We start from the raw sequence: 17,637 nt of genomic DNA on the forward strand, positions 1-17,637 counted from the left end.
TGGTCGTGGTGCGGGGCCGGTAGGTGCGGCTTCAGCCGCAGCAGCCGCCGCCATCGGTGGTGGCGGACACCCCGGCCAGGGGCAGCGGGGTGGCCAGCAGGCCGCCGCTGATCCCGGTGGCCAGCCCGACCCGCGCCTCCTGGGCCTCGGCCAGGTTCGAGGAGCACACGCCCGTCTCGGGAAGGTCGAGCTGCACCTGCCGGGCGGCCGCCCAGTCCCCGGCCAAGGCCGCGACCACCGAGCGGACCTGCTCATATCCGGTGGCCATCAGGAACGTCGGGGCGCGGCCGTAGCTCTTGACGCCGACGGCGTAGTAGCCGGCCTCCGGGTGGGCGAGCTCGGCGGCGCCGTGCGCAGGCACGGTGCCGCACGAGTGGTGGTTGGGGTCGATCAGCGGCGCCAGGGCCCGGGTGGAGCCCAGGATCGCATCCAGGTCCAGGCGCAGCTCGCTCGCGATGGCGTGGTCGGGACGGTAGCCGGTGGCGGCCACGATCCGGTCCGCGACGACCTTCTGCTCGACGCCCGACGGGTCGCGGCTGATCACCGTCACGCTCTCGCCGTCCACGCTCACCTCGTGGGTGAAGAAGGCGGTCAGCAGCGTGATCCGGCCGGACTCGACCAGGGCGCGCAGGCGGGTGCCGAGCGCGCCGCGGGCCGGCAGCGCGTCGGCCGCACCGCCGCCGTAGGTGCGGGCCGCCGATCCGGCGCGGATGGCCCAGGTGATGCGGGTGCCGGGGACCTCCTCGGCCAGCTGCGCCAGGGCCAGCAGCGTGGTGGCGGCCGAATGCCCGGCGCCCACCACCAGGGTGTGCTTGCCGGCGTAGGCGTCGCGGTCGGCGCCGAGCACGTCCGGCAGCGCGTGGTCGACGAACCCGCCCGCGGCGTGCTCGCCGCGGGCGGGCAGGCCGGAGGCACCCAGCACGTTCGGGGTCCTCCAGGTGCCGGAGGCGTCCACCACGGCGCGGGCGGCGATCTCCCCACCGGTCTCCAGGCGGATCAAAAACGGGGCGTGCTCGCGGCCGAGGCTGCGGACCCGGTCGAACCCGGCCCGGCTGATCCCGGTCACCTGCGCGTTCAGACGCAGGTACGGGGCGATCACCGGGTGGGCGGCCAGCGGGTCCAGATACCGCTCGACGAGTTCGGCGCCGGTGGGCAGCCAGTCGGGGTCCGGAGCGTCCCAGCCGTGGGCGTTCAGCAGGCGGCGGGCGGCGGGGTCGATGTCGTACTTCCACGGGCTGAAGGTCCGCACGTGCCCCCACTGACTGATCGAGGCGCCCACCCGGGATCCGGCCTCCAGCACGAGGAAGGCCAGGCCACGCTCGGCCAGATGGGCAGCGGCGGCCAGGCCGACCGGCCCGGCACCGATCACCACGACGGGCAGATGGCCCAGCTGCGGTGAGAGCACGACCTGCTCGTCGCGGGCGGCCTGCTCGGCCGCGATGACCTGGGCGGCCGGTACGGCCTGCGCGCTCTGCTCGGCGGGGGTGGCCGGGCCGCAGCATCCACTGCTCATGATCGTTCCTTTCGGGTTCGGGTGGTCGTCGGGATTCAGCGAGCGAGCCAGGCGGCGGTGCGGGCGCGCTCGATGACGGTCTCGGCCCGGCAGGCGCGATCGCAGACAGTGCCGGTGGCCTCGTCGAAGGAGACGGTCGCGGACGTCGCGGGAGCCGGGCGGCGGCGCAGCAGGGGGCGCATCTCACACCTCGTGTTTCGAAGGTTGTCTAAGCAGTGTTCAGCCTGCCACTCTGATTAGAGAGATGTCAAATTAGGTGGCGGCCAAAGCAGGCAGGTCCCCGGTGCATCCATTTCCGGAGTGCACCGTCTACCTCAGTGACGTTGTTCACCCGAAGAACAGGACGATCCGCCATGACCAGCACCGAGACCACCCCGGCCAGCCCCGCGACCGAGACGCCCGCCGCGGCCTGCTGCTCGACTGCCGCGCTGCAGACCTGCTGCGCGCCCGAGGACAAGGGCGCCTGCTGCGGCACCCCGGCCGACGCCGCTTCGGCCGCCGAGGCGCCCGGCAGCTGCGGCTGCCGATAACCCCGCACACCCGCCCGGGGCCGACCGGCTCGGCCCCGGGCGGGGCAGGAAGGACACGACCGTGACGACACCCACCCGACCGGCCGCCGACGCCGCCACGGCGGCGAGCGCGCAGCTGCGCACCCGGCTGGTCGCCTTCGTCGCCGCCCGCATCGACCGGCCCGCCGACGCCGAGGACATCGTCCAGGAGGTCCTGCTGCGCATCAGCCGCGCCGCCGCCGGCCCGCGCGAGGCCGGGCGGCTGGAGGCCTGGGTCTACCAGATCACCCGCAACGCGATCATCGACCACCACCGCGCGGCCGCCGCGGCCGGCCGGGCCCAGCATCGGGCCGCCTTCGACCGCAGCCTGACCGCCGAGGCGGCCGACCCCGGCGCCCTGAGCGCGCTGGCCGGATGCCTGGCGCCGATGCTGGAGCGGCTGTCCGAGCGCGACCGCCAGGCCATCGCCCTCGTCGACTACGAAGGCGTCACCCAGGCCGAGGCCGCCCGGCGGCTCGGCATCTCGGTGCCCGGGATGAAGTCCCGCGTCCAGCGGGCCCGCGCCCGGCTGCGCACCCTGCTGACGGCCTGCTGCCGGGTGGAGACGGACGCCCGCGGCGACGTGCGTGAGGTGCGGCCCGCGGGAGCGTGCCCGTGCAGCGGCTGACCGGCCAGGATCGCACCGGTGCACGGGCAGGCCAGTGCACGAGTGGGCTGGTCTCACCCGCAGGCGCCGGATGAGCAGTCGGCCGGAGGGCAGCACGCCCGCAGGCAGGCCTGCAGGTCGGCCAATGCCTGGCCGATCCGGGCCGGGTCGGCGCGGTAGTAGACGGTCTTCCACTCGCGGCGCGAGGCCAGCACGCCGCCGTCGCGCAGGGTCGCCAGGTGGGTGGAGGTGGCCGACTGGGCGAGCTCCATGCGCTCGGCGACCTGGCCCACGGTCAGCTCGATCCCGCCGGCGAACAGCAGGAGGATCTGCTGGCGGGTGTCGCTGGCCAGGGCCTTGAGGAAGCCGCGGGCCGCATCCGTCAACTCGATGTCGCTTCCCATCTCCATGGGACGATCCTACCCCATCATATTGTCATTTATAGATTTAACGATATGATGCGCGGCATGGACACCATCGTCATCGGCAGCGGCCAATCCGGCCTGGCCGCCGCCCGAGCCCTGCGCAACGCCGGCCTCATCCCCGTCGTCCTGGAGGCGGGCGAGCAGCCCACCGGCTCCTGGGCCCGCTATTACGACAGCCTCACCCTGTTCTCCCCGGCCCGCTACAGCGCCCTGCCCGGCGCGCCCTTCGACGGCGATGCGGACCGCTATCCGCATCGCGACGAGGTCGTCGCCTACCTGCAGCGCTACGCCGCCCGCCTGGACGCCGACATCCGCACCGGCGCCCGCGTCACCGCCGTACGCGCCGACAGCGGCGGCTTCATCGTGGAGCTCACCGACGGCACCGCCCTGTCGGCGCCGTCGGTGATCGCGGCCAGCGGCTCCTTCGGCAACCCGCACCTGCCGCTCCTGCCCGGCCAGGAGACCTTCACCGGGCAGATCCTGCACGCCGCCGCCTATCGCAACCCGGCCCCGCATGCGGGCAAGCGCGTCGTGGTGGTCGGCGCCGGCAACTCCGCCGTCCAGATCGCCCACGATCTGGCGGATGTCGCCGCGGTCACCCTGGCCACCCGGGCACCGATCCGCTTCGTCGACCAGCGCCCCCTCGGCCGCGACCTGCACTTCTGGTTCGCGATCACCGGCTTCGACCGGCTGCCCGCCCGCCGGGCCGACGCCCCGCCGGCCGTGCCGGTGCTCGATGACGGCCGCTACCGCCGCGCCCTGGCCGACGGCCGCATCACCCGGCGGGCGATGTTCACCGGCTTCGCCGACGACGCCGTGGTGTGGGCCGACGGGACCCGCGAGCACGTCGACGCGGTCGTCTTCGCCACCGGCTACCGGCCTCACCTGCCCTACCTGCACGCCCTCGGCGGCGTCCTGGACTCCTCCGGCCGGCCCCGCCAGCGCGGCGGGATGTCCACCGTTCATCCCGGGCTCGGCTTCCTCGGCCTGGAATGGCAGCGCACCCCCGCCTCCAACACCCTGCGCGGCGTCGGCCGCGACGCCGCGCACCTGGCCCGGCACCTGGCCCGCCATCTGCGAGCCCGCCGCAGCACACGCGCCCGGGCTGGGGCGTAGCGCCGGTGAGCGACTCGATGCCGGTCACCGGCGGGCTGGTGGTGCTGCTGGCGGCGACCATGCTGACCATCGGCACCGGCCTGACCCGCGAGGCCTTCACCCGCCTGGTGCGCCGCCCCGGCGCGCTGGCCGCCGCGCTGATCGTCAACGTCGTCGTGATCCCGGCCGTCGCGCTGCTCATCGTGACCGTCCTGGGCCTGCAGGGCCCCATCGGCTACGGGATCGTCCTGGCCGCCGCCGCACCCGGAGGCGGAACCGGAGCCCTGCTGGCCGCCCACGCCCGCGGTGATCTGGCGCTGGCCGTCGGCCTCCAGGGCGCCCTGGCCGTGCTCGGCCTGGCCGCGGTGCCCGCCTGGAGCGCGCTCACCTCCTACGGCGGCGCCCCCGCCGCCACGACCGGCGGCCCGCAGGTGCTGGGCATGCTCGCCGGGCAGCTGATCCCCCTGGCCCTCGGGATGGCCTTGCGCTCCCGTCACCCGACCGCAGCCGACCGGGCCGCAGCGATCAGCCGCCGTATCGCCGATGTACTACTGGTGGCCATGGTGGCCTACCTGCTGGCCACCACTGCCGATGAGCTCAGCGCCCTGCCGGTAACGGCGTTCGCCGCGTTCACCGCGCTGACGACCGTGTGCCTGGCTGCCTATGCCACCCCTGGCCTGCCCGATCGACCGGCCCGGCGGACGGTGGCGATGACCACCGCCGTCCGAAACCTGTCCCTGGCCCTGCTGATCGCCAACCTGACCACCCACCCCGCCGAAGTCGGCCTCACCGTGCTGGCCTACGGCCTGGTCATGTATGCCGCCTGCGGCCTGGCCCTTGTGGCCTTCCGGGCTGTCGACCGTCGCCTCGTCTCCATCACGTGACCCCCCGGTAGGAAGAAGGTCCAGCACCCCTCGAAGTCACTGACAGTCATTCCGCGTGGGCACCTTTACGGCGGCCGACGGCGAGCGGCCGGGTGACGATCATGCCCAGGAGGAGCAGTGTGATCACGCGGCCAGGCCGACCGCAGCGAAATCGATCTCTTTGAGCTCGGGGTTGAACGCCGCCGGCTCGCATGCGATCTCGTCGGTGGCGTACGCGCCGAAGCGGCGGATGTGGGCGCGCAGGTACGGCGAGATCGCGCCGAGCTCGGCGGCGGTGATGGGCCAGCCCTCGGCGACCAGCGTGCGCGCCACGTCCATCAGGTCCAGGGCGTTGTGGAAGATCACCAGGTTCGCCAGCAGGGTGTTCATCTTGATCAGCTTCTCCTGCTCGTCGGGGTCGTTGTGGGCGATCACCCCGTTGTTGCCGAAGGAGAGCCACTGGGAGAACGCGTTGTAGGACTCGACCTTGTTGGTCGCCGCCGTCACCCGGGAGCGCAGTGCCGGATCGGCGAGATAGCGCAGCAGCGCCACCGTGCGCACGCTGCGGCCGACCTCCCGAAACGCCTTGTAGATGCGGTTCTTGCGGGAGTTGGAGCGCAGCCGCCGCATCAGCGTCGCCGAGCTCAGCCGGTTTTCGCTGATGGAGATCGCCACCTGCATCAGATCCCGCCAGCGCCGCTCGATCAGCTCCCAGTCGACCACGTTGCGGCCGCGGTCGCCGAACAGCGCGTCGATGTGCGGGTAGGTCAGCCGGGAGTCGGCGCGGAAGAAGATCAGGTCCTTGAAGTTGCGGATGCGCGGCATCAGGTCGAACCCGAAGAGCGTGGCCAGCGCGAAGACCGGGAACGACTGGCCTTGCGTGTCGGCGTGCACGGTCCTCGGCTGGACGTCGGAGTGGTTGGCGAGCAGGCCCTCGATCAGGTGGACGGCCTCCCACACCCCGCACGGGATGAACCGGGAGAACAAGGCCACGTAGGTGTCGGCGACGTAGTGGTAGGCGATGCCGCCCACTCCTCCGTAGCGGATCGAGGTCTCCGCCAGCAGGTTGTCGATGTAGGTCTCCACATGCGTGCCGTCGGCCGCCACCGCGGTCCCGTCGCCCCACGCCTTGACCACGTCGAGTTCGGCGAAGGCGTTGACGACGGAGGCGATGGCGGCGTTCAGCTTGGCGATGGTGATGTGCCGGTTGCGGACCATCGACAACTCCCGCGCCGAGATTCCGGACAGGTGCCTGGCCGCCTCGTACGGGCCCAGGTTGATCCCGCCGGTGAAGATCGCCAATGCGTACCGGAACAACGGGTCGGAGATCTTCGGGTCCGATCCCGAGGCCGGCCCGAAGTGGTGGTGCCAGCCCAGCCAGTGCGCGGTGCGCGCCACGATTCCCAGCAGCGAACGCTCGGGCATGCGCCGCTCGATCGCCGCCTGAAGGTTCTCCGCGGCCTTCAGCGTCTCCTGGCCGCGCCGCCGCTTGACGGTCGGGGTGCCGTCCTCGGCGATGACCAGATCGGTGTTGTCGGTGTACCCGGCGTCCAGGCGCGCGGCCGCGGCCAGATGCGCCCCGCGCAGCTGAGCGACGAACCCGGCCGCCGTATCCGGCAGGCCCACCTGCGCGCAGAAACCCTCCAGCAGCGGCTCGCACTGCTCCCAGGGCAACAGGTTGGCGCTCCAGTCGGCGTACTCGCCCGCGCCGGCCACCGCGATGTCACCGGTGCGCAGGTCCTCGGCCAGGTAGGTGAAGACCATCGCCTCGAAATGCCGGCGCGCCACCATGCCCGGACGGCGCCGGTCAGTGACCGCGCGCCGCCAGTTGCCGGAGGCGAACATGATCCCCGACTCCGGGTCACCGGCCGCATCGACCGGTGGCGGCATCGAGATGAAGTCGCGCCGCAAGCCCTCATGGGCGCACGCGTGCTCCAGCGCCACCAGCACCGAGTCGTCGGCCGAGGTGGCCTTGAACTCCAGCTTCGCGACCAGGTCGAACATGACGGATCGGTCCTTGGCGAAGAACCGGTGCGCCAGCACCTCGTAGTTGTCGCCGTGGAAGGCCGCCACCGCCTCGATGTCGGCCAGTTGCGCGCCGAAGCCGCCGGCCTGCTGTACCGCGGCCACCGCTCGCTCCACCCCTCCGGCGGCCTCGGGGCCGTCGGGGTCCAGGTGCTCCAGCACGGTGCGGTAGGTGCCGATCAGTTTCTCGCTGACCGTGCGCTGGCGCTCGCGGATGTCTTCCAGCGCTGCCCGGGCCCGCTTCAGGTTGCCCGCCACCCGCTTGCACAACATCTCCGCCAGGTCGTCGCGGGCCCGCATCCGCGCGATGTGCGCCAAGCACGCCAGCAGCGCCAGAGCCTTGACCGGGTCGTAACGCGACAGGGTGTCGGCGTCCTGGGCGTCGGCCTCCCCGGCGAAATCAGCGATCTTCGACGGCGCGATGCCCTCCAGCCATGTCCCGGTGTCACCGAGGGCGTCGATCTCGTCCAGATAGTCGGCCTGCCTGCGAAAGCGCGTCCAGCTCGCCCGCTGCGCCGGCTTCTTCAGCCGGTTGAACAGCGTCCGCCCGTCCGGGCCGGCCGTGGTCAGCAGAGCTCCGATGCGCTCACGGCCCTCGGGACCCATCCGCCCGACCACGCGGGCGAAGATCTCGGCGTTGACCCGCGCCCGGATCCGGGTGGCCATCTCATCCAGCGTGGTGAAGCCCGGCAGCTCCAGCGACTCCTCGATCAAGCGCTCCAGCGCGACATTGATCAGATCCGGCGGGTTGTTCTTCGCCAGCGCCGCCTTGCCCATGGCCTCGGCGGCAATCACCCGGGCCCGCCCCTGGTCGTAGGCCACCCCCTGACGGGCCCGGATCTGGCTGCGGTGCCGTTTGGCGGTGCGCCCGGCCCCCAGATCCGGCTCCACCTCCTCAGCCAAGCCCAGACAGCGCCGCACGTGGTCGACAACGACCTCGGGAACCTCCTGCCGAGAGGGGAAACGCGCCATCTTCTGGAAGCACTTCAGCGCCACGACCACGGCCAGCAGCGCCTGCGGCTCGGCGGCCCGCTCTCGTGCCCAGTCGACCTCCTCGGCGGTCGGGGTGAAGAACACGTGCAGTACCCGCGCCGAAGTCAGGCGCTTGAACTGCGGGTAGGCGGTCCGCTCGATCGACGTCACCGGCGAGTCCTTTCCGGCTTGATCGTCTCCAGAACCCGCACACCATAGCGACAGGTGATCACGGTGCGTCCCAGTGTTCGCCGAACCGTAATCAAGTCAGCGCAAACAGTTACACCTCAGGCATTGATAGGACTGCTGACCTGCAGCTGGCCCCTTTCCGGCTTACTTGGTCTGCCCCCCTGGAGCGGGGTGGAGGCCGGCCAGCAGGATCCACGGGGTATGGCTGCACCTGGCCGCCGCCGAGCCCGGCACCTGCCGCCTCACCGCTGAGCCCTCCGCCATGGAGGCCGGCCGCGTCAGGCCGGGTATCCCGGCCAAGAGCCCGGCGCTGATCGAACGCGACTCCCCGGCCTACTTCGCCTGGCACCGCCTGCCCGATGCGGCCGATGACGCCCCTGCCCGGCTCGAGCTCGGTGCGATCGGCCACGGACCCGGCGGCCGCACCCTTGCCGCGCGGCTCGCCGCGCAGATCCACGCCGAGGACCACGACCGGACCGCTCGCCCCACCCTCACTGTCTACCCCGCAGGTACCCCGGCCGATGAGCTGCCCGCCGGACACGTCATCGTCAAACGCGCGACACAGATGATCATGTCGTGGCCCGAGCGGTCCGGCGCCCGCTCGCTGCCTGGCAAGGGCTGAACCGGATCGAACCCAACGAGAGCTGACGGGCCTGCGGGAAAAACGATCGACACCCCACGAGATCGAATGTGTGTGCGATATGAGGCGATACGGTCGGACGCGTGCATGACACTGAGCCGCTCCCGGTGCCGCCACTGGTGCTCTACGGGACCAACCCGGTCTTCCTGACGGGCCGCTGGTGGGCCGAGGGCCGCCGGTGGGCGCACATCAGCTGGATCGTCACGGGTGAGCAGGAACCACCGCAGCCCTTCCTCACCGACAAGCACCTGCCGTATGAGGACATCAGCGAGCTGGCCACCGAGTCCTACCAGCAACTCCGCGATGACCCGGCGGTCAGGTTGGTCCTGCCGCCCTTGGTCATCTGCCGCGGGCACGTGGCGTTCCTGCGCCGGTGGCGCCGAGGCGGCAACACCTGGTGGGCCTTGACCTCCCGCGTGATCTGCGACCCCGCCCCCGGGCCGCGCCACCCGCGTCTCATCGAGGATCGGGCGGCCGCCATGGACGTCCGCCCGATCGAGGGTGAGGACTACCGGCGCGTCCCCAGGATCTATGCCGGGCCGTGAACCGGTGGCAACCGCCTAACGGCGACGCGGCCCTCCCCCAGGCTTGTCAGGCTGGCAGCAGCGCGGCCGGCGATGGGCGAGACGGTCAACGGCACGCCAGGCTTTGCGCCCCGGGCGGCCGCGATGGTGCGCGCCGGTTACGAAGCGGTGAGTTCGCTCAGCAGCGCCGCGGCGGCCGCCGCCCGGGCGGCCGCTTTGCTCGCCCCCGTCCCGGTCGCAGACACACTCCGGTCATCGGTGATGATCCGCGTGCTGACGGTGGCGGTGAACGCCGGGGCATGCGACGGTCCTGTGGAGGTCACCTGCCACTCCAACGGGCTGATACGGCCCTGCTGCTCCTGCTCGTTCAGCACACTGATCGGATGGTGCTCGACCGTCAACGGCTCCCCCGCCGACACCGCGGTGGTGGCCACCGCGATGCGGGCCGCCTCCTGCGCGGCGGCGGCCTGGTCGATGCGGATGCCCGCCTCCTTCAGCCACGTCCTCAGCGTGAACGTCGGTACCTTGAGGGAGTCGGCGGCCTGGCGGACGCTCATCCCGTCGCTCAAGAGGGTCTGGGCCACATCGACGACCCGCTGCCGCTCCCGGCGCCGATCCTCCTCACTCGGCAGGCTCATGCGCTGGGCGTGCGCGGCGGCGCCCTCCTCCAGCATCTGGCCGGCCTGGATCAGGCAGGTGACGCTGCAGTACAGCCCGAGCCGCAGGTGTCGACCGCGGCCGCCGGGCGCGCGTTCCAGCAGGTACCAGCCGGCGGGCACCCAGATGCCGCGCTCGGAACGCTGGCAGATCCGGCAGAAGAAGCTCCGCTCGTTCTCCTGGTGACCGGAGCGGGTGGCGGCCAGGGCGCCGCGGCGGCGCGACGGCGGAGGCTGCTCGGACCGCTGCCGTGGTTCGTCGATGCTCATGGGGATCCACTGTGCCAGGGCGCACAGTCATCGGTCGCGTCGTGCCCGTTGCTGTCGATTATCCCTGGCGGGGGGTGCAGCCGCCGCCGGGGACGGTGTCGGTGACCGACAGGTAGGAGTGCCAGTCCCCCAGGACCGTGGCGCGGCCGTTCGCCGTCGAGGAAGAGCTCGCTGGGGGAATGGCGGCGACGTACCAGCCGGCCGCCTTCGCCATGGCCTGCTCGTGGAAGAGTCGGCCCTTGCTGAGCGCTGCGGTGCTCGGCCGGTTGAAGGAGATCGGTTGACGATTGGTCAAGGAGCAGAGAATCATTCGTTCCCGCAGGGCATACCAGACCACCGCGCCTCCATCGTGCGTACGCAGTGCATACAGCGTCGGTGCGACGTCGACGTCGATCGCCATCGTCCACTGGCCCCGAAGAGCCCGCTGTTCAGCACGGGTATCGGCGGCGGCCTGCGTCGTGTAAGCCGCAGGCCCGATGATCCGCGCGAGTTTCCCGTCGTCCTGGGCGCTGGTAGCCCTGGGGTCGAGGCTGAGGATTGAGGCGTGGGCGCGGGCTACGCGGCGCGGCGACACCGACAACCCAGCTGCGTCCGCGGTGATGGAGGTGGCCAGGCCGTGGGAGTCGAGCGCGATCCGGGGTAGGGAAGTCGTGCGCATGGTGGTACCGGCGATCACCCGCCAGCCGCTGCGGGTCAGGGCATAGACCATCTGGGTACGGCCTCCGCCCGCGCGCCGCAGATCCGAGACGAACCAAGGCGAACCGCCAGTTCCGGGGGTGATGCGCGGGATGTAGAAGCGGACGCCGGTCACCCGTCGGGGTCGGGCAACGGGAGCGCCCTGGAGCGCTTGGATGCGGTAGTGGGCGCGGGTGAGCTGCAGCGCCAGCCCCGCCTCGGCATCGCTGAGACCGGTGCCACCAGTCGCGGCCGATCGCGTGATCAGCCGCCAGTACCGGTCGTGGATCCGGCGGGCCATTTTCTCCGTCACCGCCGCGGTGAGCTGCGGCACGGGAGCTGCCGTCGGCGGCGACGCGCGTGAGGACGTCGCTGGCGGAGGCGGCGGCGTGGCTGTCGCGGTCGTGCAGGCGACCGCCATGGTGAGCATGCCGCCCGCTGCGATCCAGCGGTGCCAGTTGCGGTGCCATCTGCGACGGTTCATCGCTATCTCCTCGCCGCGAGTCCTTGATGTCCGGTCACAAGACGGCCATGGGGAGAGTGAGCGCTGCGGAAGCTCGGATGTGGACTCATCCCCATGACCGCTATCTGACAAGATTAGTCAGAAAATTTGACATAGCGATAGAGGGCGAAAGAAAGATCGTCACGAACGGGCTGTCGTTTCCCTCCAGGGTGTGCAGAGCGGTCCAACGGAAGAGGAAAGAGTCAGGTGTACCGGATCAGGTCCTCGTGCTCAGTGATCAAGGGGATGAGGTCCTGCAACAGCGGATCGAACGGACTGCGTAGATCGCTGTAGTCGGGGTGAGCCAGCTCGCGCATCAGTACGCGCAGGCGGGCGGCGATGACGCGTAGCTGCGGTAGATCAGCAGCAGCTATCTCCGAGGAGTCAGTTGTGGTCGTGACCGGAGAAAGCAACGCGATGCTTTCACCAAGCTCGTAGAGGCTGTCGGCGAGATCCTCGTCATCGACATGCTCGGCGTACGGCGGTAGGCGGACGGCGAGCGAGAGCAAGCGTTTGGCGTTGGTGGTGAGCCACGCATCACCACGGCGCTGCGCGAACCAGGCTTTTTCGTTGGAAGGAAGGCCGGCAGCCACAGCTCGACCGCGCATCAACCGGGTGTGTACCGTCGTCTTGCTCAACCGCCCCAAGACGCGGCCCATCTCAGTTAGGGACAGGCCCATCTCGATGCCCAGCTCCAGCAGCCGATGCTCGAGCCGGTCGAGCGCACCAGGGACAGCCGGTACACGCGGGCGAGCCCATTCAAGGAGAACCAGCGCATCAAGAACGTCCGCCCGAACCTGACGGCGGGAGATCCGATGATGCGTCAGAACATACGTGACCAGGGCAATCGGGTCCGACGAGGCTTGTTCCAGATCGGGATCCTCAGCCCGGCGACGGCGGTCAAGGATCGCATCTGTCGCGAGACGACAAGTGCGATCGGAGACTAGGTGAACCTTCCGAGGCGGCATGCGTACGTATGATACGTACACCATCGAGATTCGTATCGCTCCTCGGTGATCGCGAGCTGTCCCTTCTCACTTGAAGTGAGCCATTCTCACTGGACCTGAGCTACGGAGCTGGGTTGCTCAGCGACCTGAGCCAAGAGGACAGCCACTCTCTCGAAGCAGAGCGCCGATGGCGTAAGAGGGGTCTGCTCTGGCCGCTGGGTGCCTGCCGTGGGGCGTGACCGCGCTCGTGCCCGGACCGTACCCGGCAACTGTGGAGACCGGCTGCTGGGGTTTCACGAGTGGCCCTGACCTGCGGACGAGTCAGGGAATCATTGATCGCTTCCCAAGATGAAGATGATCGTTTCCCTAGTCGGCCGTGCATTCAAGGCCTGGGTGGGCGCCAGGAGGGGTCGCTGATGCGCGAATGCCGCGCTTGGAACCAGTCGGTGGCGATGTCGGTTTCGGTGATCCGTCCGATCAGCGCCAAGGCGGAGCTGACGCTCTCGTCTGCTTCCACGGGGTCGACGTCATCATCGGTGATCTGGAAGCGCAGTCCGTCCATCAGGTGGTCGAGCGCGTGCGGATCGTCACCGAACCTCCGATCAGGCCAGTTAGGCTCGAAGGAGACGATCATGCGCCCGTCACGGGCGTACTTGAAGTACTCCCTGCCGTGGATGTCCATGCTGAAGCTGAGGGCCTGACGGCCGCCCTGGGTGACGGACATCAGGGACGCGTCGTCGTCGAAAAGTGTCGGCACGATCCCGATCCAGCCGTTGACCTCGGCCACCCAGCGGGAGCCGTCGTCGAGGTGGTGGTCGAGGATCTCGCTCAGGTGGCAGGGGGTGCGGGTGGCGAGGTCCAGATGGAAGGCCGGGGCGAGGGTGCCGAGGTCCGCCCCCTTGATCCACAGGGCGCAGAATCCCAGCGCCCACAGGTCCATCTCGGCATCGAGCTCTTCGGTGAAGATGGTCGAGACCAGAAGGTCGTACAGGTGGGTCCGTGACTGCATGGCTGCCTCTCGATGAGGGGCGTTCCGCAAGACGCTCCCTCCGGATGGCGGGTTACGGAGCGTCTTCGATGGTCGTGATCGTTTCCCGACTGCGCGTCCGGGGGTTCAGCGTGCTGCGTCGGGCATGCGGACCGTCACGTAGGGATGCGGCTGCTCCAGCCACTCGTCAGTCAACCGCGCCCCGGTGGTGTCGTCGATGACCGCGAGGAAGGCGGCCCTCCAGTCGTAGTCGACGCGGCCACCGAGGTCGTCGTCATCCTCGTCCTCGTCGAGGTCCTCGGGCGCCGGCTCGACGAAGAAGTCCGTCATCGCCTGCAGTTCGGGCCACCGGGCCAGGCCGGCATGGTCTTCCTGCTGCCCGGGGAACATCCCGTCGATCGCCAGGAGGTGCTCGCCTCCGGCCGCGAAGCTCAGCTGATTGTTGGCGTTGACGTTCCACCAAGCGCTGTAGACGCGCGCTCCCACACTGAGCCGCCGCAGCACGACGGGCTCCGTCCCGAGGTAGTCCCACTCGAAGAGAACGGTGGTCGAACCGTACCAGCCGACGAACACGGGATAGGCGTCGCGTTCGGGCGGCCCGACGGCCTCGAGCGACGCCGGTTCGTGCAGCCGGTAGGGCGTGTTCCCGGCGAGCCGGGCGGCGACCTGGTCCAGGGTGAGCGCCCGTCCGTCATCGGGGACCACCGCCGTCCAGCACATGCCCTCACTGAGCCACTGCACGCTGCTCATCAGTCGCCGGTAGTACTCGCGCAGGTCAGCGGTCGGCGGCTGTCCGGTGGTCACGCAGGGCCCCTTCGCTCGGCGGAACGGATCGTCGAGATCATCTCAGAGGCGCGGCGGAACCGGCCAGGCCGTCCGCACCCCTAGCTTTCTGCTGACTCTGCAGGGCTCAGCAAATGATCTTTACGCGCACGCTTCACCCGCTGATCACCCCGTCTGCGCTCGCAGTGACCGCACACCGCCGGCACCCTTCTCCACGGCCGCCACACCCGCTCGGAAGAGCCCGCCGACGGTCACACCATCCGGAGAAACAACGAGATCCCGTCCGATCGGAGTGATCGGACGGGATCTCGTCAACGTGCTTCAGGCCATTTCAAGAACGGCCCTGCTGTGATGGGTGGATGTTCTTGTTGGGGATCCGTCCGCGCCGCGGGAGGGTGACTTCTCGCGGGTGGCAGGAGGCGGTATGCAGATTCCCGAGCCGGTGACGTGCCGCTCGTGCTCCCGGGTGATGATGGCGGGTGATGCGGCCGCCTACACGCCGCTCCGGGGCCGGTTGATCGTCGAGCGCGGGTACTGCCTGTGCCCGGCCAAGCAGGAGGCGCCTGCTCCTGCGGGTGAGCGGCAAGCGGGTCCGCAGGACGTTCTCAGCCTGCTGGACCTTGCTCCGACCGCGGACCTTCGGGCGGTGAGCCTGGCCGCTGCCCCGGTGCCTGAACGGGTACAGCCAACCGCGACGCGGTGATCTTCCCTGCGGTGCCGCGGGTCGGCAGGCCAGTCTCTGCGCTCCCCGCACATCATCGCTCACTCCACGCCCCCATTGATCACTTTAAGTAATCAATTGGACGCGAAAGCGATAGGTTGAGGGTGGACGGCCGCGTCGGCTGCGGCATCGGTCAACCGAGGGGACGCAATGCCGATAAGCGTGCAGCGGGAGCTGGCATTGGTCTCACTGATCGATGACATCACCGCGGTGGCCAGCGCCACCGATGACCTGGAAGAAGCCGCGTGCGCAACATTATCGGCGGTGTGCGAGGGACCGGCTGGCCGCTGGGGCATCTGAGCGTGCCGGCCGCCGACGGTGAGGCATTCGTCTCGGCCAGCATCTGGATTGGGCCGATCGAGGACTTCCCGGTGCTGCGCGAGATCGCCGCCACCACCCGCTTCACGGCCGGGACCGGTGTCATCGGCCAGCTCGCGGCCACCGGCGAGCCGGTCTGGTCACGCGATATGATCACCGATCCGCTGGTGGTGCGCCTGCTGGGCAGCCGCGACCCGGGCGTGCGGGCGGTCTTCGCCTTCCCGGTCATCGCAGTCGACGGCGTGGTGGCGGTGCTGCAGTTCTTCTCCGAGCAGGTGATCCCCCGGGACGAGCTGCTGCTGCGGGTGATGGCGGCCATCGACTACCAGCTGGGCCGGATGGCCGACCGCCGCAAGGTCCGCGACACCGCTCAGGCCGGCCGGGATCGGCTGCAGCAGATCGTCGACGCCTCCGTGGAGGGCTTCATCTCCACTGACGCGGCCGGGCACATCACCGAGTGGAACAGCGCGGCCGCGCGCATGTTCGGCCGCGCGAGTGAGCAGGTGCTGTGCACGAGGCGATCGTGCCGGAGCGCTACCGCGGGGCCGATCAGTTCGGCCGGATCCGGTGCCTGACCACGGGGCAGTCGAACGTGCTGGGCCGCAGGCTGGAGCTGGCCGGGGCCGGGCCCGACGGCAGTGAGTTCCCCATTGAGATCGTGGTGTGGGCCACCCGCGAGAACGAGGGCGAGTGGGCCTTTCCCGCCTTCGTGCACGACATCACCGAGCGCCGCCAAGCGGAGTAGGCGCTGCGCCAAGCCTATGAGGCCGAGTGGCAGACCGTCACCCGCCTTAAGGACCTGGACACCGCCAAGCAGCAGGCTCGGGTGGATCAGGGGAAGATCAGGTTTTCAGGAGGGGAAACTCTCAAGCTCTGGTCCCACCGACCATGTTTGGTAACAGTAATGTAAAGCTTGCAGGTCAGTCATGGTGCGTTTCACACAACCACACAGTCACACGGTCACACAGTCGGGGAATCGCACGTTCCTCGGGCGACAGTAGTCTCACGCGCTGTTGCCAACATGCAGCGCATGATGGCAAGATCCCCCTATCATGGGCTTCCAGGGGTTCTGATCCCCTCATTTGCCATCTCTCCTTGAAGGAGAAAGGTTACATAGGTGTCTTCTACGCTCCCTGAGATCACGCCACCCACCACAACTTCCGCGTGGCTAGAACGAGATATCACCCATATGGCTAACGTCATCGCTCTGATGATGCGAAAGGGAGGAGCAGGCAAAACAACTCTCCTCCTTCTGCTTGCCGATGCTCTCGCGAGGTTCGGCCTTAGGGTGCTCGTGGTGGACCTCGATCCCCAGGGGAACGCATCGATAGGTCTAGGTCACAAGGTGGAGCTCGTTGAGACTGGTACTACCCGTCTCGGGGCTAAACCGATTCTCACTCCCACGGTCCCTACCGTGGTAGATGTCATCGAAGCAGACGAAGAAGGAGTTGCTACACAAGCAATCCAGATCGTCGACTGGGGGTACGACTCCGAGGAAGCTTTCCACCTGGGAGGTCCTCTCTTCCCCAACAAGATCGGCACTATCGGTCTAATCTCCTGTTACCGCGCTCTGGAAACTGCTGCTACAGCTTGGAAACCCAGCGAGCTGGAACGGCTAGCCAAAGCCCTCCTGATTCCGGCCGAAACAGGAGAGCCTGCCCCGAACTGCGAGTGGGATGTTGTCCTGATTGATACGCCTCCGGGCGGATCGCTTATATCTGTCCAGGCGGCGATGGCTGCTCATCGTGCACTGTTCGTAACGCAGGCCGAGAAGTTCGGAGTCGAGGCCATCCCTGAAACACTTCTCCTTGTGGGGGATGTAAAGGACAACTATCGTCACGACGAACTGGACGTCCTCGGGCTTGTCTTCAATGAGTACGTGGACCGGAGCATTACCCAGCGAACCCTGATCACTCAGGTTGAAGAAAACCGTAATCAAGGGATAGCGGGATTCGGCATCCCTGTGCTGGATGGTCGTCTGCCCAATTACACGGTGGTGGGTAAGAGCCAAAATGCAGAAGCGCCACTTTCGGCCTATCTGGCCGCGAATGAGCGTGAAACGGCACAGAAGGTCTGCCAGAATGCTGAGGTCATCGCTCTTCAGATGCTGAAGAAGATCGAGCACCCTGAGACATCCAAGATTAAGGCTGCCTGGAGCAAAGCCTGGCCAGAAGCGATGCGTACGCCGATCATCAGGAGTGCATAAGTGTCTACGCCTGGTACTACTCCGGAAAAGAAGAAACGGAGGCTGCAGCCAAAACCAATTACTGGTTTTGGCAGGCCGGTTGCCGCTAGTGACATTGCGGACCGGACTGAGGCCGTCGTGCCTTCTGCGCCCGCCGAGCCCGTGACCCCTGAGGAGCAGGAGCGCGGCAC

General features: G+C 68.9%; 19 protein-coding genes. 10 read left to right on the plus strand and 9 right to left on the minus strand.

Annotation, left to right across the window (positions count from 1 at the left end; translation table 11 throughout):
• Window positions 1–31: 31 nt before the first annotated feature.
• A complete protein-coding gene (locus tag IEZ06_RS29240; protein WP_189239905.1) occupies window positions 32–1,513 on the minus strand; it encodes an FAD-dependent oxidoreductase in 1,482 nt (493 codons plus the stop codon).
• Window positions 1,514–1,548: 35 nt separating this feature from the next.
• Window positions 1,549–1,695, minus strand: coding sequence for a hypothetical protein (locus IEZ06_RS29245; RefSeq protein ID WP_189239906.1), 147 nt, complete (start codon window positions 1,693–1,695; stop codon window positions 1,549–1,551).
• Between the two features lie 171 nt (window positions 1,696–1,866).
• Between IEZ06_RS29245 and IEZ06_RS29250 the strand changes: the two genes are divergently transcribed.
• Window positions 1,867–2,043 carry a hypothetical protein gene (locus IEZ06_RS29250; RefSeq protein WP_189239907.1) on the plus strand — a complete coding sequence of 59 codons (177 nt, stop codon included), beginning with the start codon at window positions 1,867–1,869 and terminating at the stop codon, window positions 2,041–2,043.
• Between the two features lie 61 nt (window positions 2,044–2,104).
• Window positions 2,105–2,689, plus strand: coding sequence for a sigma-70 family RNA polymerase sigma factor (locus tag IEZ06_RS29255; RefSeq protein WP_189239908.1), 585 nt, complete (start codon window positions 2,105–2,107; stop codon window positions 2,687–2,689).
• Between the two features lie 53 nt (window positions 2,690–2,742).
• Here IEZ06_RS29255 and IEZ06_RS29260 read toward each other — a convergent pair whose 3' ends face one another.
• Window positions 2,743–3,078, minus strand: a complete 336-nt coding sequence (locus IEZ06_RS29260; RefSeq protein WP_189239909.1) for an ArsR/SmtB family transcription factor — start codon at window positions 3,076–3,078, stop codon at window positions 2,743–2,745.
• A 57-nt stretch (window positions 3,079–3,135) separates the two neighbouring features.
• Between IEZ06_RS29260 and IEZ06_RS29265 the strand changes: the two genes are divergently transcribed.
• On the plus strand, window positions 3,136–4,209 hold the full coding sequence (locus IEZ06_RS29265; RefSeq protein WP_229798852.1) for a flavin-containing monooxygenase: 1,074 nt from the start codon (window positions 3,136–3,138) through the stop codon (window positions 4,207–4,209).
• A 5-nt stretch (window positions 4,210–4,214) separates the two neighbouring features.
• Window positions 4,215–5,072 (plus strand): bile acid:sodium symporter family protein, encoded by an 858-nt coding sequence (locus tag IEZ06_RS29270; protein ID WP_189239910.1) that lies wholly within the window; start codon window positions 4,215–4,217, stop codon window positions 5,070–5,072.
• 123 nt (window positions 5,073–5,195) lie between these two features.
• Here IEZ06_RS29270 and IEZ06_RS29275 read toward each other — a convergent pair whose 3' ends face one another.
• Entirely contained in the window at window positions 5,196–8,219 is a 3,024-nt protein-coding gene (locus IEZ06_RS29275; RefSeq protein WP_189239911.1) for a Tn3 family transposase, read from the minus strand.
• Between the two features lie 166 nt (window positions 8,220–8,385).
• On the opposite strand from IEZ06_RS29275, the gene IEZ06_RS29280 reads away from it, so the two are divergent.
• Together IEZ06_RS29280 and IEZ06_RS29285 are read left to right on the plus strand one after the other, a co-directional pair.
• Window positions 8,386–8,859 carry a hypothetical protein gene (locus IEZ06_RS29280; protein ID WP_189239912.1) on the plus strand — a complete coding sequence of 158 codons (474 nt, stop codon included), beginning with the start codon at window positions 8,386–8,388 and terminating at the stop codon, window positions 8,857–8,859.
• A gap of 101 nt (window positions 8,860–8,960) precedes the next feature.
• Window positions 8,961–9,422, plus strand: coding sequence for a hypothetical protein (locus IEZ06_RS29285; protein WP_189239913.1), 462 nt, complete (start codon window positions 8,961–8,963; stop codon window positions 9,420–9,422).
• Between the two features lie 137 nt (window positions 9,423–9,559).
• On the opposite strand, the gene IEZ06_RS29290 is transcribed toward IEZ06_RS29285, so the two are convergent.
• From IEZ06_RS29290 to IEZ06_RS29310, 5 genes are all read right to left on the minus strand, one after another.
• Window positions 9,560–10,327, minus strand: a complete 768-nt coding sequence (locus IEZ06_RS29290) for a putative dsRNA-binding protein (RefSeq protein WP_189239914.1) — start codon at window positions 10,325–10,327, stop codon at window positions 9,560–9,562.
• 58 nt (window positions 10,328–10,385) lie between these two features.
• Window positions 10,386–11,486: a DUF8094 domain-containing protein gene (locus IEZ06_RS29295; RefSeq protein ID WP_189239915.1), complete on the minus strand. Its 1,101-nt coding sequence runs from the start codon at window positions 11,484–11,486 to the stop codon at window positions 10,386–10,388.
• Between the two features lie 221 nt (window positions 11,487–11,707).
• Entirely contained in the window at window positions 11,708–12,472 is a 765-nt protein-coding gene (locus tag IEZ06_RS29300; RefSeq protein ID WP_189239916.1) for a hypothetical protein, read from the minus strand.
• A gap of 361 nt (window positions 12,473–12,833) precedes the next feature.
• A complete protein-coding gene (locus tag IEZ06_RS29305; RefSeq protein ID WP_189239917.1) occupies window positions 12,834–13,460 on the minus strand; it encodes a DUF6461 domain-containing protein in 627 nt (208 codons plus the stop codon).
• A gap of 105 nt (window positions 13,461–13,565) precedes the next feature.
• Window positions 13,566–14,243, minus strand: coding sequence for a DUF6461 domain-containing protein (locus IEZ06_RS29310; protein ID WP_189239918.1), 678 nt, complete (start codon window positions 14,241–14,243; stop codon window positions 13,566–13,568).
• A gap of 403 nt (window positions 14,244–14,646) precedes the next feature.
• Between IEZ06_RS29310 and IEZ06_RS29315 the strand changes: the two genes are divergently transcribed.
• The 4 genes from IEZ06_RS29315 (at window position 14,647) to IEZ06_RS29330 (ending at window position 17,467) form a co-directional block, all read left to right on the plus strand.
• A complete protein-coding gene (locus IEZ06_RS29315) occupies window positions 14,647–14,925 on the plus strand; it encodes a hypothetical protein (protein WP_189239919.1) in 279 nt (92 codons plus the stop codon).
• A gap of 263 nt (window positions 14,926–15,188) precedes the next feature.
• Window positions 15,189–15,836: a PAS domain-containing protein gene (locus IEZ06_RS37350; RefSeq protein WP_189239920.1), complete on the plus strand. Its 648-nt coding sequence runs from the start codon at window positions 15,189–15,191 to the stop codon at window positions 15,834–15,836.
• Window positions 15,785–16,006: a PAS domain S-box protein gene (locus tag IEZ06_RS37355; RefSeq protein ID WP_189239921.1), complete on the plus strand. Its 222-nt coding sequence runs from the start codon at window positions 15,785–15,787 to the stop codon at window positions 16,004–16,006. Before IEZ06_RS37350 ends, IEZ06_RS37355 begins: the two co-directional genes overlap by 52 nt.
• Before the next feature lie 444 nt (window positions 16,007–16,450).
• Window positions 16,451–17,467, plus strand: a complete 1,017-nt coding sequence (locus IEZ06_RS29330; protein WP_189239922.1) for a ParA family protein — start codon at window positions 16,451–16,453, stop codon at window positions 17,465–17,467.
• Window positions 17,468–17,637 lie beyond the last annotated feature (170 nt).

Source organism: Planomonospora antibiotica (assembly GCF_014647955.1).
Lineage (GTDB): Bacteria > Actinomycetota > Actinomycetes > Streptosporangiales > Streptosporangiaceae > Planomonospora > Planomonospora parontospora.

Coding starts and splice junctions, on each gene's coding strand:
- IEZ06_RS29305 (WP_189239917.1), bottom strand. CDS start 13,460: ATGCAGTCACGGACCCACCTGTACGACCTTCTGGTCTCGACCATCTTC.
- IEZ06_RS29315 (WP_189239919.1), top strand. CDS start 14,647: ATGCAGATTCCCGAGCCGGTGACGTGCCGCTCGTGCTCCCGGGTGATG.
- IEZ06_RS29330 (WP_189239922.1), top strand. CDS start 16,451: ATGGCTAACGTCATCGCTCTGATGATGCGAAAGGGAGGAGCAGGCAAA.
- IEZ06_RS29250 (WP_189239907.1), top strand. CDS start 1,867: ATGACCAGCACCGAGACCACCCCGGCCAGCCCCGCGACCGAGACGCCC.
- IEZ06_RS29295 (WP_189239915.1), bottom strand. CDS start 11,486: ATGAACCGTCGCAGATGGCACCGCAACTGGCACCGCTGGATCGCAGCG.
- IEZ06_RS29300 (WP_189239916.1), bottom strand. CDS start 12,472: ATGCCGCCTCGGAAGGTTCACCTAGTCTCCGATCGCACTTGTCGTCTC.
- IEZ06_RS29290 (WP_189239914.1), bottom strand. CDS start 10,327: ATGAGCATCGACGAACCACGGCAGCGGTCCGAGCAGCCTCCGCCGTCG.
- IEZ06_RS29260 (WP_189239909.1), bottom strand. CDS start 3,078: ATGGAGATGGGAAGCGACATCGAGTTGACGGATGCGGCCCGCGGCTTC.
- IEZ06_RS29245 (WP_189239906.1), bottom strand. CDS start 1,695: ATGCGCCCCCTGCTGCGCCGCCGCCCGGCTCCCGCGACGTCCGCGACC.
- IEZ06_RS29265 (WP_229798852.1), top strand. CDS start 3,136: ATGGACACCATCGTCATCGGCAGCGGCCAATCCGGCCTGGCCGCCGCC.
- IEZ06_RS29240 (WP_189239905.1), bottom strand. CDS start 1,513: ATGAGCAGTGGATGCTGCGGCCCGGCCACCCCCGCCGAGCAGAGCGCG.